Origin of the sequence: Neobacillus drentensis, assembly GCF_036965245.1 — a bacterium.
Classification (GTDB): Bacteria; Bacillota; Bacilli; order Bacillales; family Cytobacillaceae; genus Neobacillus; species Neobacillus drentensis_G.
The window spans coordinates 65,078-79,895 of sequence record NZ_JBALPG010000052.1; the positions used below are offsets into that span (position 1 = coordinate 65,078).

Annotated in this window: 13 protein-coding genes and 1 tRNA gene; 9 read left to right on the forward strand and 5 right to left on the reverse strand. The window is 40.4% G+C overall.

Annotated features, from left to right (window positions below; genetic code table 11):
- Window positions 1-149 precede the first annotated feature (149 nt).
- The 4 genes from V7150_RS13730 to V7150_RS13745 all read right to left on the reverse strand — a co-directional run bounded on the left by V7150_RS13730 (window position 150) and on the right by V7150_RS13745 (window position 3,694).
- Entirely contained in the window at window positions 150-1,394 is a 1,245-nt protein-coding gene (locus tag V7150_RS13730; RefSeq protein WP_335519037.1) for an NAD(P)/FAD-dependent oxidoreductase, read from the reverse strand.
- On the reverse strand, window positions 1,391-1,723 hold the full coding sequence (locus V7150_RS13735) for a (2Fe-2S)-binding protein (protein ID WP_335519040.1): 333 nt from the start codon (window positions 1,721-1,723) through the stop codon (window positions 1,391-1,393). The genes V7150_RS13730 and V7150_RS13735 overlap by 4 nt, the downstream gene beginning before the upstream one ends.
- Window positions 1,720-1,992 carry a (2Fe-2S)-binding protein gene (locus tag V7150_RS13740; protein WP_335519042.1) on the reverse strand — a complete coding sequence of 91 codons (273 nt, stop codon included), beginning with the start codon at window positions 1,990-1,992 and terminating at the stop codon, window positions 1,720-1,722. Before V7150_RS13740 ends, V7150_RS13735 begins: the two co-directional genes overlap by 4 nt.
- A gap of 73 nt (window positions 1,993-2,065) precedes the next feature.
- The gene (locus V7150_RS13745; protein WP_420490289.1) at window positions 2,066-3,694 is read right to left on the reverse strand and encodes a sigma-54 interaction domain-containing protein; all 1,629 of its coding nucleotides are present in this window, start codon (window positions 3,692-3,694) and stop codon (window positions 2,066-2,068) included.
- Between the two features lie 210 nt (window positions 3,695-3,904).
- Here V7150_RS13745 and V7150_RS13750 point away from each other — a divergent pair, with 210 nt between their 5' ends.
- The 9 genes from V7150_RS13750 to V7150_RS13790 all read left to right on the forward strand — a co-directional run bounded on the left by V7150_RS13750 (window position 3,905) and on the right by V7150_RS13790 (window position 14,613).
- A complete protein-coding gene (locus tag V7150_RS13750) occupies window positions 3,905-5,077 on the forward strand; it encodes an NAD(P)/FAD-dependent oxidoreductase (RefSeq protein ID WP_335519049.1) in 1,173 nt (390 codons plus the stop codon).
- Window positions 5,074-6,114 (forward strand): proline racemase family protein, encoded by a 1,041-nt coding sequence (locus V7150_RS13755; protein WP_335519052.1) that lies wholly within the window; start codon window positions 5,074-5,076, stop codon window positions 6,112-6,114. The genes V7150_RS13750 and V7150_RS13755 overlap by 4 nt, the downstream gene beginning before the upstream one ends.
- Window positions 6,111-7,064: a proline racemase family protein gene (locus tag V7150_RS13760; RefSeq protein ID WP_335519055.1), complete on the forward strand. Its 954-nt coding sequence runs from the start codon at window positions 6,111-6,113 to the stop codon at window positions 7,062-7,064. The genes V7150_RS13755 and V7150_RS13760 overlap by 4 nt, the downstream gene beginning before the upstream one ends.
- Before the next feature lie 54 nt (window positions 7,065-7,118).
- Window positions 7,119-8,015: a 4-hydroxy-tetrahydrodipicolinate synthase gene (gene dapA, locus V7150_RS13765; protein ID WP_335519058.1), complete on the forward strand. Its 897-nt coding sequence runs from the start codon at window positions 7,119-7,121 to the stop codon at window positions 8,013-8,015.
- A gap of 59 nt (window positions 8,016-8,074) precedes the next feature.
- Window positions 8,075-9,559, forward strand: a complete 1,485-nt coding sequence (locus V7150_RS13770) for an aldehyde dehydrogenase family protein (RefSeq protein WP_335519061.1) — start codon at window positions 8,075-8,077, stop codon at window positions 9,557-9,559.
- A gap of 258 nt (window positions 9,560-9,817) precedes the next feature.
- Entirely contained in the window at window positions 9,818-11,287 is a 1,470-nt protein-coding gene (locus V7150_RS13775) for an alanine/glycine:cation symporter family protein (protein ID WP_335519064.1), read from the forward strand.
- A gap of 148 nt (window positions 11,288-11,435) precedes the next feature.
- Complete coding sequence (locus V7150_RS13780; protein WP_335519067.1) at window positions 11,436-12,440, forward strand: proline racemase family protein; 1,005 nt, start codon at window positions 11,436-11,438, stop codon at window positions 12,438-12,440.
- A gap of 52 nt (window positions 12,441-12,492) precedes the next feature.
- A complete protein-coding gene (locus V7150_RS13785; RefSeq protein WP_335519070.1) occupies window positions 12,493-13,470 on the forward strand; it encodes an ornithine cyclodeaminase family protein in 978 nt (325 codons plus the stop codon).
- Between the two features lie 36 nt (window positions 13,471-13,506).
- Window positions 13,507-14,613, forward strand: coding sequence for a M24 family metallopeptidase (locus V7150_RS13790; RefSeq protein ID WP_335519072.1), 1,107 nt, complete (start codon window positions 13,507-13,509; stop codon window positions 14,611-14,613).
- A gap of 135 nt (window positions 14,614-14,748) precedes the next feature.
- Here the strand turns inward: V7150_RS13790 and V7150_RS13795 are convergent.
- Window positions 14,749-14,818 (reverse strand) — tRNA-Ala (locus V7150_RS13795).

Below are 14,818 nucleotides of genomic sequence, written 5' to 3' on the forward strand. Positions count from 1 at the left end.
AATTTAGAAATATTCACTTTTCTTATTATAATTATTTGGAATAGCAGTTGCATGAGTATATTTTCCTAAAAGGAGAGAATTCAATTTAGCTTTGAATAGGTAATAATCCATATAAAAAAATCAGCGGCACCAGTAACCGCTGATTTTTATTATCCAATTTTTTTCTGAGATCTTTCGTTGTTGTTTTTTGCGTAATGATCTTCCCAAAGCTGTTTCATCTTGCTTCTGCCATAATTAATTTCAGGATTAAACTGAATAGAAGCTTGCTCCCTTACAGTACGAACGTTTAATACTGCCTGTTGAAGCTCTTCGTCGATAATGGCTGTTCCTTTTCCGGCATGCTTGGCAATAGAAATGCCTGCTGTTGTTCCCTGGGCAATAGCAATTTTGCCGCTCTCAATTCCAGTGATATTTCCTGCAACAAAAAGACCATCGAGAGGAGTTTCCATCGTTTCCGAATGGTGTGGAACATGTCCGCCAAGATCAGGAACATATTGGAATGGGCAGCCAGCAACAGCGGCAAGTTCTGCGAGTGGATACAAGCCGCCTGCGATACAAACGAAGTCTGCCTCGTAAACGGATTCAGTACCGGGAATAATATTACCGTTTGAATCCGTATCTGCAACTCGTACTCCCTCTACTTGATCTTTTCCGATAATCTCTAGTGCTGCACAGCGAAGTTGAAGAGGAGTGCCATTTACCTTTACACCGCTTTTGGGATAGAAGTTAATCCCGATTTTCCTCATCCATTCATGTTTCATGAACCGGCTCCCGAATCGTAGCAGCGGTGAAGGTGCTAGATGGGCAGCATGTAAAAGCGTTTTTAAGACTTCTTCCGGCTCCCCTGATTTTTGACTAATTGGATTTTTTTCCGGCAGCACAATACGATCTACATTGATACCGGCCAGTTGAAGCTCATTTAAAATCGCAAAAGCGAGAATATTAGCTCCGATAATAATGCCCTTCTTACCCACTTGAACGCGATGAACATTGGTCATAACTTGTGCCGCCCCAATTGACATGACACCTGGAAGAGTCCAGCCTGGAATAGGAATAGGATATTCAGCGGCTCCTGTGGCCACTAACACAAAAGCTGCTGATAATGTTCCTGAGTTTGTATACACGTTCCATTGCCCGTCTTCTTTTTCTAAGTTATAAACAGATACACCACAGCGAATATCAACCCCTAAATTTTTAGCCTCTTTAAGAAGGCGTTCGGATTCTTTGATACCATTCCACCAATCTCCGGAAGGTTCCTGGTGCAGCTGTCCAAGTAATCTGCCTCCTGGTTTAATAAATTCATCAAGGATGGTAATGCTCAGCCCATATTTGGCACAAGCAATCGCACCAGCTAGTCCCGCAGGGCCTGCTCCAATCACAATCACATCTCTCATCGCTGCTCCACCATCCTTTTGACGATATTTGGAAGCTGCTTACCACTTTCCACAACCATGCCTTCTTCTACAACTGTTAAACAAGCTCTTACGTTTGATTGACCGTTCACGTTTACACGACACTCCATACAATGTCCAATATTGCAATAAATTCCTCGAGGTGTTCCGCTTTCTTCATGAACCCGCAGCTTTCTTACCCCATTCGCCAATAGTGCAGCGGCGATTGTTTCATTTTCATAAGCTTCATATGGTTTTCCATCAAATTGAAAAGAAAGTAAATTTCTATCATTTAATTTGCCTAGAATGGGATGGTCTATTATTCTAGTCATTTGCTTTCACCTACCGTTCCGAATGATATTGGACGGACAGGAGGCTGATATTTTAACGGGATGTCACCTGGCACTGTGTTCGGAACAACACTTTCGATGATTTTATCAACCGAAACACGGCACGTACGACCGCCACAAAAGCCCATTCCGGCCCTCGTTCTTAGTTTCAATTCTCTAGCCGTGCATTTATGCTCATTTGCGGTTGTCAGAAGCTGTCCATATGTAACTTCTTCACATCGACAAACAACCATTTTCTCAATGTTTGTCATTTAAGCTCCTCCTCTTTCTCTTATGCTAAAATTACTATGCAAAAATCATACCAACTTTAATGGAGGATGCAGATTAATTGATGCCAAGACGTTTCAATCGATTGTATAAAGTTGCCCTTGTGATGCCGAGTCGCTTTGCACACTCTAACTTGTTCCCATTAACAATCTTCAAGGCCTTTTCAAGTACTTTTTTCTCATGCTGATCCATTTCTTCCTGCAGAGACCTGATGGTGTCATTTTTTTCTTCGCTGTCATTAGTTGGCAGCGGCAGGTTATTCATATTTGCAGTATTATTGTTAGTAAAGGGCAGATAATCTTTTCTAATTACCCCATCTGTTGCGAAAACAACCAGTCTTTCAGCAATATTACGTAACTCACGAATATTGCCGGGCCATTCATATCGGAGCATTTCCTGCAATACCTCTGGTGAAAACTCATGTATTGGGCGATGGTAGTGCTGAGAAAATTCATTTAGGAAATAGTGAGTAAGTTCAATGATATCTTCAGATCGCTCCCTTAAGGGCGGGATATGAAGAGCAACGACATTTAATCGGTAATATAAATCTTCCCGAAATTTTCCTTGTTTCATTAGTGCTTGTAAATCTCTGTTCGTAGCGGCGATTACCCGGAAGTCGATATCGATTTCTTTTTCTCCGCCAACCCGGTAATATTTTCGCTCCTGTAGTACCCTAAGCAGCTTTACCTGCATATCAAGCGGCATTTCCCCTATTTCATCAAGAAATAGAGTACCTCCTTTGGCCAGTTCAATCTTTCCTTTTTTTCCTTTGTAATCAGCACCGGAGAAGGCCCCGCGTTCATAGCCGAATAATTCACTTTCAAATAATGATGCGGGGATTGCCCCGCAGTTAATCGAAATAAAAGGTGCATTTGTCTTTTCGCTTGCTTCATGAATGGCTTTTGCAAACACTTCTTTTCCAACGCCGCTTTCACCTAAAATTAACACGGTAGATTTAACAGAGCATACTTTTCTTGCTAATTGAATGGTTCTTTGAATTGCAGTACTTTTCCCTTTAATTAAATAAAAGGGATCTACAGAATGCTTAAATTTAGCTACTTCCTGTTCTAAACGATGCACTTCGTTGGACATATTAAATAATTTTTCATTCAGCATGACTTGATTTGTAACATCAGTCTCTGAAACAACTGCACCGATAATACGGTCATTAAAATAAACGGGGTTGGAATTAATTAATACAAATAGATCGGATCTTGGGTGATGGTACTGACCAGTAATGCTTTTACCGGTATGTAATGTTTGCAAGATTTCTAGTTTGTTTTGGTCAAAAAAATTGGTTATCGGTTTGCCGATAATTTCTTTTTTTTTGACTGAGAAAATTTTTTCAGCACCTTTTGTCCAAGTGCGGACGAATTCATTAGCATCAATGACTGTAACAGATGCATCAGTAGTTTGAATTACTGTTTCATAAAAAGCTTTTAATTGGTTATAGGAGCTATGGAGGAACTCGATCATTTGTTCAGCTGTAATACAGGCTAAGTGGTAGTTATTTTTATCAATAAGAACTACTGCTTCATAATGCTTAAACGAATGAATCAGTTCATCAATGGAAGCATCCTCATTTACTGTCTTGCAAAGGATCTCATTTGATTTTTCTAATGGCCGGTAAAAATATTCTCCATTTTTCTTTGTAAGGTTCTTGTTTGTAGATGTTCTTAAAAACAAGTTTTCCAAAACGTCTCTTGCCAATTGTATGGATAAGGCCATGATTTCCTCCTTTATGTATAAAAATGTTAACAGTGTATAAATAATTATACATCGGATGGCAAAAAATTTAAAATATTCCTACATTTAAAGAAGTGCATGCTTATTTTTTTTTGGCACATTTATTGCATTAAAAGAAATAAGATTTAGCAACGAAAGGGGGAAGAGGATGTGAAACACTGTGACGTTCTCGTAATTGGCGGGGGAATTATAGGTTGTTCCATTGCCTATTATGCCTCTAAGTTTGGTAGAGATGTAACCATTATCGAAAAAGGAGAATTTGTTAGCGGAACATCCTCACGCTGTGATGGAAATATTTTGGCGATAGATAAAGACCCCGGTTTCGATAGCCAGATGTCTTTGTTTAGTCAACGATTAGTTGATGAGTTAAGCAGAGAGCTGGAACATTCTTTTGAATATCGTGCACCGGGCAGCATCCTCGTTTGTGAGTCGGACGAAGAGATGGAGGCGGCAAAGAAATGGGTGGACCGTCAAAAAGCTGCCGGTTTACCATTCAGAATGCTTGACCGTGAGGATATTCGCCAGGAGTCTCCTTTCTTTGCGGATGATTTGTTAGGAGGATTAGAGTGTGCAACTGATTCAACCGTAAATCCTTACCTGCTCTCTTTTTCGCTTCTTGAGAAAGCAAAGAAGCAAGGAGTGAACGCCTTTAGGCAAACCGAAGTGAGGGAAATAAAAAGAGAAAATGATTACTTTATCGTGAGCACATCGAACGGAGTTTTTACCGCTAATCATGTGGTCAATGCGGCAGGTGTATGGGCTCCGCAAATCGGCGAGATGCTTAACCTTTCGATACCGATTGAACCGAGAAAAGGACATATCATTGTTGCTTCGAGACAACAGCATGTTGGGTCTCGAAAAGTCATGGAGTTTGGTTACTTAATTTCCAAATTTGGCGGGGTGCGTCATGTGGATTCCCTAACTAAAAAATACGGAGTGGCCCTTGTTTTTGAACCGACAGAAAGTCAAAACTTTTTAATCGGGAGCAGCCGCGAATTTGTAGGTCTTAACACCAAAGTAAACAACGAAGTGATTAAATGTATTGCGAATCGTGCAATCCGTTTTTATCCGAAAATGGCGGATATGATGGTCATTCGTTCCTATGCAGGATTAAGGCCCTGGACGGAAGATCATTTACCTATTGTTTCAAGGGTAGAGGAGATACCAAATTTTTATATTGCTGCTGGACACGAGGGAGATGGAATTAGTCTCGCTGCGGTCACCGGGAAAGTTGTGGAAGAACTGATAAATGAAAAGGCAACTTCTATTCCAATCGAACCTCTCATGTTTAATCGTTTTAAGGAAAGGATGTTAATAAGATGAGAGCACATAGAGTATTCACAACGATTGATACACATACAGGTGGGAATCCAACACGTACGGTAATAAGTGGACTCCCAAATCTAGTTGGGGAAACAATGTCCGAAAAAATGCTCTATATGAAAAAGGAGTATGATTGGATTCGCAAACTGTTAATGAACGAACCTCGAGGGCATGATGTGATGTCTGGGGCATTGCTAACCGAACCATGTCACCCGGAAGCGGATGTTGGTGTGATTTATATTGAAACGGGAGGCTATTTGCCAATGTGTGGACACGACACCATTGGTGTTTGTACCGCCTTAATAGAATCGGGTTTGATCCCGGTTCAGGAACCAGTTACTTCACTAAAATTGGATACACCTGCAGGGCTTGTTGAAGTCGATATTGTGGTAGAAGGCGGGAAAGCGAAAGAGGTTTCATTTTGTAATATCCCAGCTTTTTTGCTAAAAAGTGTTTCTGTCGACGTCGAAGGAATTGGACGAGTGGACGCGGACATAGCGTATGGCGGTAATTTTTACGCCATTATTGATGCCAAATCGGTCGGCTTAGATTTAACACCTGAGAATGCTTCCATCATCATTGATAAAGCAATTACGATAAGAAATACCATTAATGAGAAAACGGATATTGTTCACCCAAAATATCCGTTCATTCGAGGGCTAACTCATGTTGAATTTTTTACCGAACCTAGACATGAAGAAGCGGATGTGAAAAATACAGTTATTGTTCCTCCAGGTGGAATCGACCGTTCGCCATGCGGTACAGGAACTTCTGCTAAGCTGGCTGTTCTATACTCAAAGGGACAAATTGCTATTGGAGAAGAGTTTGTCCATGAAAGTATTGTAGGTTCCTTATTTCGTGGAACTGTCCTGGAAACGACCGGTGTAGAAGGGATTGAGGCAGTGACTACGAGAATTACAGGATCTGCTTGGCTAATGGGGATGCACCGTTTCTTTTACCATGAGGAAGATCCGCTGAAAGAAGGGTTTTTGCTCATTCCCCCCATGCAAGAACATGAAACGGAGGACATGAAATGAAAATTGAAAAGGCTTACTCAACTATAGATGTTCACGTTGCAGGAGAGGCATTCCGGATTATTCAGAACGTACCATTTATCCATTATCAAAGTCTTGTAGAACTGGATGAGCAGTTTCCAGAAGTCTATAAAGAGGAGCAAAATCTTTTATTAAATGAGCCTCGTGGGTTCGCGGGATTAAATGGTTGTCTTGTCGTTCCGCCGATTAACCGAGAGGCGGATGCAGCGGTATTATTTTTCAATCATGAAGGAACAGTGCCGATACATTATGGTGGTATCGTAGCGGTAATGACAGCATTACTGGAGTGCGGGCATCTAAAGAAAAAAGACTCGAGTAAATACAAAATTGAAACAGTTAAGGGTGTAGTACCGGTAACCGCCATCATGGAGAAGGAAGAAGTTGTTTCGGTAAAGCTGGAAAGCGACATATGTCACGTAGTGGATACAGACTTTCCTTTATCCCATCCTCATTTAAAGGCAAAGTTTTCTCTTGTGCATTCAGATCAATTATATGCCGTATTTCAGAAACGGGATATTCCTATAAATATTCAAGTTGAGGAACTAGCTGATTTGAACAAATGGGTACAAACAATAATCCAGGCTCTAGATCCAAAAATACCCGTAAAAGGTGTCATTTTATTAGATGATGCCTCAATAGAAGAAAGACATATTAAAACCATTACTTTCCGTGATGATTGCTTTATTGTGCGATCACCTGGCTTCGGACCGACACTTGCTTGTTATGTAAGCTTACTTTCTACAAGAAGAGTTCCTATGGAGGGATCGCTTGTAAATGAAAGTATTTTTGGAAGCGAACTAGAGATGCGAGTGGTTTCCCAAAGAGAATCAAATTATCAATTTGTGATGACAAGCCGAGGCTTCATTACAGGTATGCAAACTTTTATTTTAGATCCAACAGATCCTTTAGCAGCAGGATTTTTATTAAAATAGTTTGATTTTACTAGTGAAATAGAATCCATAAAATAATAAGAGGAGGAATTTATGATGACAACCATTAGAGGAGCTTATCCAGTATTAATTACACCGATGACGAAGGAGCAGGAAGTTGATTGGGGCGGTGTAAAGAATAATGTTAACTACTTTGTTGACCAAGGGGTAGCGGGAATTGTCATTAACGGCAGCACTGGAGAATTTGTCAGTTTGACAAAGGAAGAAAAATACCAAATGGTCGAAGTGGTAATGAAAGAAATTAACGGCCGCATTCCGGTGATTGTTGGAACAGCTGCGGAAACAACGAAGGAAACCGTTGAGAACACGAAACAAGCTGAAGCCAATGGCGCCGATTGTGCGCTGATTATTAACTCTTATTATTGCAAACCGAAGGAAGAAGAAATTTATTTTCATTATAAAGAAGTGTCCAAGGTAGTAAATATGCCGATTATGCTTTATAACAACCCATTTACCTCTGGAGTGGATATGAGCACAGAATTGATGCTAAGAATCGGAAGAGACTGCGAGAAAGTTACTCACATTAAGGAATCAAGTGGTGATATCCGCAAAGCAAGAGATTTGGCAAGACAAGGGCATGGAGAATTTGAAGTATTCTGCGGCTCAGAGGAATTGGTCATGGAATCCTATTTTGTCGGTGCAACCGGGTGGATTTCCGTTGCAGGGAATATCGTGCCACAGCTTGTGACGGACATGTTCAATCATTTCCAAAAAGGTGAGTTAGAAAAGGCATGGACCATTAACGATCAAATTTTACCGCTATGTGCATTCCTTGAGGGCTCAGGAAAATATGTGCAAATTGTCAAACGTGCAATGGATCTCCTTGGACTGGCAGGTGGGCCAGCCCGCTTCCCGCGTTTAGGGCTGACACAGGAAGAAGATCAAAAACTGAAAGAAATTTTAACGAAGTTAACTGCAGTTTCACTAGTTTAAAAAAGAAAAGTACCGGGGAAAGTCATCCTGTATAAATAAAATTTCTAGGGGGAGATGTCATGTTAACCACACAAATTGAGTTGAAACCAAAAGTGAAAGATTTTTTGGAAGGAAAAATTGAGCTTTTTATTGATGGAAAATTTGTCCCTTCCGTAAGCGGGAAAACATTTGAAACATTAAACCCGGCTATAGAAGAGGTGCTGGCTGTTGTAAGCGAGGCTGAGGAAGAAGACATTGATTTAGCCGTTAAAGCTGCACGCCGGGCCTTTGAATCAGGTCCATGGCCTGAGCTAAGTGCGGCAGAAAGAGCGCGTTTAATTTACAAATTTGCTGATTTAATTGAGGAACATAGGGAAGAACTAGCCCAATTAGAGGCATTGGACAATGGGAAGCCATATCATGCGGCTTTAGCCGACGACATTCCGGCAACAGTAGAGCAGTTTCGATATTACGCCGGTTGGGCAACGAAAATCCTTGGTCAGACGGTTCCAATTTCAAAAGATTATTTAAACTATACAAGGCACGAACCAGTTGGTGTTGTTGGTCAAATTATTCCATGGAACTATCCGTTAACGATGGCTTCGTGGAAAATGGGAGCCGCTCTTGCGACAGGCTGCACGATTGTTTTAAAACCTGCCGAGCAAACTCCGTTATCGATTTTATATGCCGCTAAACTTATTCAAGAAGCTGGCTTCCCTGCCGGCGTTGTCAACATCGTACCTGGATTCGGACCATCAGCAGGAGCAGCCATTGTCAATCATCACGATATTGATAAAGTAGCTTTCACAGGTTCTACAGCAACGGGCAAGTATATTATGCGCCAAGCAGCAGAAACGATTAAAAATATTACATTAGAGCTTGGCGGCAAGTCGCCAAATATTATTTTGGAAGATGCAGATTTAAAAGAAGCTATCCCTGGTGCTTTTAACGGAATCATGTACAATCACGGACAAAACTGCAGTGCGGGTTCTCGTGTTTTTGTTCATCGAAAGCATTATGACCGTGTTGTAGAAGAACTGGCGAATCTGGCAAACAATATTAAACTTGGTCCGGGAATGGATAAGGAAACAGAAATGGGTCCACTTGTTTCCAAAAAGCAATTTCAACGTGTGCTTAGATACATAGAAATAGGACATGAGGAAGGGGCAAGAGTTGTCGCTGGAGGTAGTACAGCATCAGATAAGGGGTATTTTGTACAGCCAACTGTTTTTGCTGATGTTACAGACGACATGGTGATTGCCAAAGAAGAAATCTTTGGTCCAGTCGTTGTCGTTCTGCCTTTTGACACGGTGGAAGAAGTCATTGAACGGGCTAACAAAACTCCATATGGACTTGCGGCAGGTGTTTGGACAAAGGATATTAAAACAGCCCATAAGGTAGCTAATAAGTTAAAGGCAGGAACTGTTTGGATTAATGATTACAATTTAGAGGATCCAGCGGCAGCCTTTGGCGGTTATAAACAATCTGGTATTGGACGCGAAATGGGATCTTATGCACTTAATAATTATACAGAAGTGAAGAGTGTTTGGGTAAACATAAAGTAATACAAAATAAAATCAATTATTTACTTTATTCAAATAGATAGAATAGTAGTGGGGAAACGGATTGTGTGGTAAAAAAGGATAGCGGGCTCCCTTCTAGGGTATTTCCTTCCTTTTTTATCACTCATTACTTTAAGGCGTCAAATAAATTTCGGTTTTCACCTTATTCCTAATATTATAGGGGAAATTGCAGAAAATATTTTTCGAATATTCAGTATTAAATGTGGTTACTGTGCATTGAGATATGGGGGGAATTACTAGATGGAAGAAATAATTAATTGGTTAGTGGGTCATATTTGGGGTACGGGACTGGTCATCTTTGCACTAGGTGCAGGTTTGTTTTTCTCAATTGCAACACGATTTGTTCAAATAAGATATTTTAAAGAAATGATTGCATTGCTGTTCGAAGGTAAGAGTTCTGACTCAGGAATATCATCATTTCAGGCATTTTGTTTAGCATTGTCAGGTCGTGTTGGGGTCGGGAATATTGCCGGTGTGGCAACTGCCATCGCATATGGAGGACCGGGTGCAGTTTTTTGGATGTGGATAATGGCGCTATTAGGAGGTGCCAGTGCATTTATCGAGTCAACTCTTGCCCAAGTATATAAAAGTAGAGTTGGAAATGAATATCGAGGTGGAACCCCTTATTTTATTGAAAAAGGGTTAAAACTTAAGTGGTTTGCAGTCATCATGGCCATTGTTGTTACCATCTCCTATGGATTTTTAACACCTGGCGTTCAAGCAAACAGCATTGCAGCAGGTATGGAAAATGCTTTTGGTCTAAATAAGTCGGTTACCGGTATTTTCTTGGTTGTTTTACTCGGAGCCATTATCTTTGGAGGAGTAAAGCGAATAGCCAGTGTTTCGCAAACCATTGTCCCATTTATGGCAGTAGGCTATGTGGCAGTTACTTTCATCGTCTTGGGTATTAATTATGATAAAGTTCCTGAAATGTTTTCATTAATCTTCTCTAGTGCATTTGGAACGGATCAAGTTTTTGGGGGAATTGTAGGTACGGCAATTGCTTGGGGAGTTAGGAGAGCTATTTTTTCTAATGTTGCCGGTTGCGGTGAAGCAACCTACAGTTCCGCAGCAGCTGAAGTCTCACATCCTGCAAAACAAGGATTAGTACAGGCTTTTTCTGTCTATATCGATACAATCGTCGTTTGTACGGCAACCGCATTAATGATTCTTGTAACGGGAATGTATAATGTTACTCCTGAAGGAAAAGCCCCAATTGTTCAACCATTGGCTAATGTTGAAGCAGGTCCTGCGTATACTCAGTTGGCGGTTGAAACGGTTTTACCGGGGTTTGGCCCTGTGTTTGTCTCCATTGCTATTTTCTTCTTCGCCTTTACCACCTTGATGGCCTATTATTATATTGCTGAAACGACGCTAGTTTATTTAAGTGGAAAGCGAGAGTGGCCTTGGTTGAAAACGGCCCTAAAGATCGTGATGCTCATCATGACCTTTGTTGGCAGCGTCTATTCGGCATCTATGATGTGGGCTCTTGGGGATATAGGATTTGGTTCTATGGCATGGCTCAGTCTTTTAGCCATTCTACTTCTCACCAAACCGACTTTAAAGGTGTTAAAAGATTATGAAACCCAGAAAAAAGCCGGAAAAGATCCAGTTTTCGATCCAATTAAAGTTGGCATAAGCGGTGCTGATTTTTGGGAAGAAAAATGTAAAGAGAACGCTTCTTCCAAAGATAAGAGATCAATTGGTTAACTATTTGACATCCAAGTAAATTCATACTATTTCTAGATTTAAAGGCACAAGGACAACCTCTTTATCTTAGAGCTGAAGTACCTCGAAATTAGACAGAACATTCTTGAAAAACTAAAGATCGTAGAGGAAATTTGGAGGGAGAAAGAATATGAACTTTACTAAAATGTACACTACAGTTGATATGCATGTGTACGGAGAACCATTGCGTATTATTACCGGAGGATTGCCTGAAATAAAAGGAAGCACCCAATTGGAAAGACGAGCATATTGCATGGAGCATTTAGACTATCTTCGGGAGGTTCTTATGTATGAACCTCGTGGACACCATGGTATGTATGGTTGTATTATTACGCCTCCGGCAAGTCCGTATGCCGACTTTGGCGTGTTATTTATGCATAATGAAGGATGGAGTACGATGTGTGGTCATGGTATTGTTGCTGTTGTCACATATGGAATAGAAACGGGTATGTTCGATTTGACAGGAGGCAAACATAAATTTATCATCGATAGCCCAGCAGGAGAGGTAATCGCCTATGCAAAATACAATGAAAACCAGGTTGAATCTGTTTCGTTTGAAAATGTACCTTCCTTTGTTTTTAAAAAGGATTTTCCAGTAAAAATGGATGGACTTGAATTTCAGGTTGATATTGCTTTTGGGGGAGCGTTTTATGCAGTGGTTAATAGTCAAGCGGTTGGATTAAAGGTTAATTACAATGATTTGCCCTCGATTCAAACATGGGGTAGTAAAATCAAGCATTATATTGAGAGAAGTATGGAAGTGAATCATCCACTTGAGCAGGATTTAAAAGGGATATATGGCGTTATTTTTTCTGATGAACCAAAGGGGGAAAATGCAGATCTACGGAATGTAACCATCTTTGCGGATGAGCAAGTAGATCGGTCCCCATGCGGTACAGGCACTTCAGCCAGGCTTGCGACTCTAGTAGAACAAGGTGCTTTAAAAGAAGGCGAGAGCTTTGTCCATGAGTGTATTACAGATGGACAATTCGTTGGTGAAGTGCTGTCAAGGACAAAGGTAGCCGAATATGAAGCGATTGTTCCAAAGGTTACAGGTCAGGCATTCATTACAGGATTCCATCAATTTGTTGTCGACCCAAGAGATCCATTGAAACAAGGGTTTTTACTAGCTTGAGTTTTTTAAAGTGAATGCCCGGTTCCAGAAAAACAAGTAAGGATGGGAAAGTATGCTTGTTATAAATGCAGAAGACCAGAAGAGTTTGATAGATATGGATGAAGTGATTGAATACGCGGCAAGTGCTCTAAAGGAATTTTCGGCGTCAAGAACTGTGACTCCTATCCGAACGGCTCTGCCATTCTTTGATTTAAAAAATACAGCGTTAGTGATGCCTTCTGTAGCTGAAGGTCTAGGAACACTTGGGATAAAAGTCGTAACAGTAGCTCCAAATAATACAAAAGAGGGAAAGAAAACAATTAACGGATTGGTAATGTTGTTAGACTTTGAAACAGGAGAGCCATTAGCTCTTTTAGAAGGGTCTTATTTAACCATGGTTAGAACAGGAGCCTTGTCTGGTGTAGCAACAAAATATTTAGCAAGAAAAGATTCAAAAACATTATGTGTTATCGGCACAGGCGGACAAAGTGAAGGTCTAGTAGAGGCTATCCTCGCTGTTCGGAATATAGAAAAAATTATCGTAACGAATCGAACAGAACAAAAAGCAGTTAAATTTGCTGAGTCTATTATGGAAAAATACAAAAAGTATGTTCAAGTATATACAGACCCAAATGAAGCAGTGCGGGAAGCAGACATTATTGTCACTGCAACAAACTCTTCTTCTCCAGTCTTTACAGAGTCATTGAAACCAGGTGTTCATGTGAATGCTATCGGTTCATTCAAACCAACGATGCAGGAACTTCCGTCTCATACCATTTCTCTAGCCGATAAAGTAGTCGTTGAATCAAAAGAAGCAGCATTAGAAGAGACTGGTGACTTGCAAATTCCAATTAAAGAGGGAGTTTTTAAGGAAGGTGAAATTTATGCAGAGCTGGGGCAAATCGTCAGTGGAGAACTGAGGGGAAGAGAAAATAATAAGGAAATAACCGTATTTAAGTCAGTAGGATTGGCTGTTGTTGATATTGTAACAGCAAAATATGTTTACGAAAAAGCGATCCAAAATGGGCTAGGGACTCGGATTCGCTTGTAAGTTGCTAAGATTCGCGTAGATAAAGGGGTGTTTTTTATGAGTGAGCAGTTTCAAACAAGATTGAATACTTTAATTCAATATTTGGAAGAACAGCAAGTAGACATGGCGATTGTCAATTCACCTAAAAATGTTTTTTACTATACTGGTTTTAACTCAGAACCATTTGAGCGGTTTATGGCTTTAGTCATTGATGTTCGTAAGGGATCCAATTATTTATTTGTTCCTGCACTTGATCAAGAGGATGCAGAGAGAAGCTCCAATGTAAAATGCATTGTTTCAATCTCCGATGAAATCAATCCTTATAAGATATTAAAAGACACGATAGGTAAAGACGTTAAGTCGATTGGTTTAGAAACAAAAAATGTTACTATATATCAACAAGAACAGCTCAAACACTACTTTTCTAGTTTTAGTTATCAAAATATTGGGGAATTTATTTCTGGCCAGCGTATGAGGAAGACTCCTGAAGAGTGCAATAAAGTCCAACATGCAGTACATGTGATTGAAAAAGTATTAAGCGAAGGAATCAAAAGCGTTAAAGCGGGTATGACTGAACTAGAATTAACGGCAGAATTTGAATTTTTAATGAGAAAGTTTGGTGCTGAAGGACCTTCTTTTTCAACAACGGTATTATCCGGTGAAAAATCTTCGTTACCACACGGAAGCCCTGGCGGAAAGAAAATGAATAAAGGTGACTTCTTATTAGTTGATATGGGCGTGATCATAGATGGCTACTGTTCCGACATAACACGCACTTTCATAATAGACGAAGAAACCGCAGAACAGAGGCGGATTTATGATATTGTCCGAAAAGCAACAAATGAAAGCGTTCTTGCAACGAAAGCCGGGGTATTAGCCGGGACTGTGGATACTGCAGCTCGTAATGTGATCAAAGCTAACGGTTATGGACAGTATTTTAATAACCGCGTTGGTCATGGCATAGGTATGGAAGTGCATGAAGAACCTTCAATCCATGAAAAAAATGAAATGATGTTAGAACCAGGATTTTTGTTTACAATTGAACCAGGTATTTATATTCCAGGATTCGGCGGTGTCCGTATAGAAGAAAATGTATATATCGAGGAAGATGGAAAAGCAAAAGTATTAACAACCTTTCCAACTGAGTTGATTAGGATAGGATAATTTATCGAGCCTAATGAATAGCTTCTCAATGGGGCCTGTTAAGAGTGTAAATCGGAAGAAAATAAAATAAACGCTTGGATATTTGAATACCCAAGCGTTTATTAAAAACCCTTGCTGCACAAGGGTCTTTCAGTATGGAGAATAGGGGGCTCGAACCCCTGACCTCTTGCATGCCATGCAAGCGCTCTCCCAGCTGAGCTAATCC

Excerpts from the sequence above, each read along its gene's own strand:
- V7150_RS13780 (WP_335519067.1), top strand. The coding sequence starts at position 11,436 with ATGAACTTTACTAAAATGTACACTACAGTTGATATGCATGTGTACGGA.
- V7150_RS13770 (WP_335519061.1), top strand. The coding sequence starts at position 8,075 with ATGTTAACCACACAAATTGAGTTGAAACCAAAAGTGAAAGATTTTTTG.
- V7150_RS13775 (WP_335519064.1), top strand. The coding sequence starts at position 9,818 with ATGGAAGAAATAATTAATTGGTTAGTGGGTCATATTTGGGGTACGGGA.
- V7150_RS13760 (WP_335519055.1), top strand. The coding sequence starts at position 6,111 with ATGAAAATTGAAAAGGCTTACTCAACTATAGATGTTCACGTTGCAGGA.
- V7150_RS13740 (WP_335519042.1), bottom strand. The coding sequence starts at position 1,992 with ATGACAAACATTGAGAAAATGGTTGTTTGTCGATGTGAAGAAGTTACA.
- V7150_RS13785 (WP_335519070.1), top strand. The coding sequence starts at position 12,493 with ATGCTTGTTATAAATGCAGAAGACCAGAAGAGTTTGATAGATATGGAT.
- V7150_RS13730 (WP_335519037.1), bottom strand. The coding sequence starts at position 1,394 with ATGAGAGATGTGATTGTGATTGGAGCAGGCCCTGCGGGACTAGCTGGT.
- V7150_RS13735 (WP_335519040.1), bottom strand. The coding sequence starts at position 1,723 with ATGACTAGAATAATAGACCATCCCATTCTAGGCAAATTAAATGATAGA.
- dapA (WP_335519058.1), top strand. The coding sequence starts at position 7,119 with ATGACAACCATTAGAGGAGCTTATCCAGTATTAATTACACCGATGACG.
- V7150_RS13790 (WP_335519072.1), top strand. The coding sequence starts at position 13,507 with ATGAGTGAGCAGTTTCAAACAAGATTGAATACTTTAATTCAATATTTG.
- V7150_RS13755 (WP_335519052.1), top strand. The coding sequence starts at position 5,074 with ATGAGAGCACATAGAGTATTCACAACGATTGATACACATACAGGTGGG.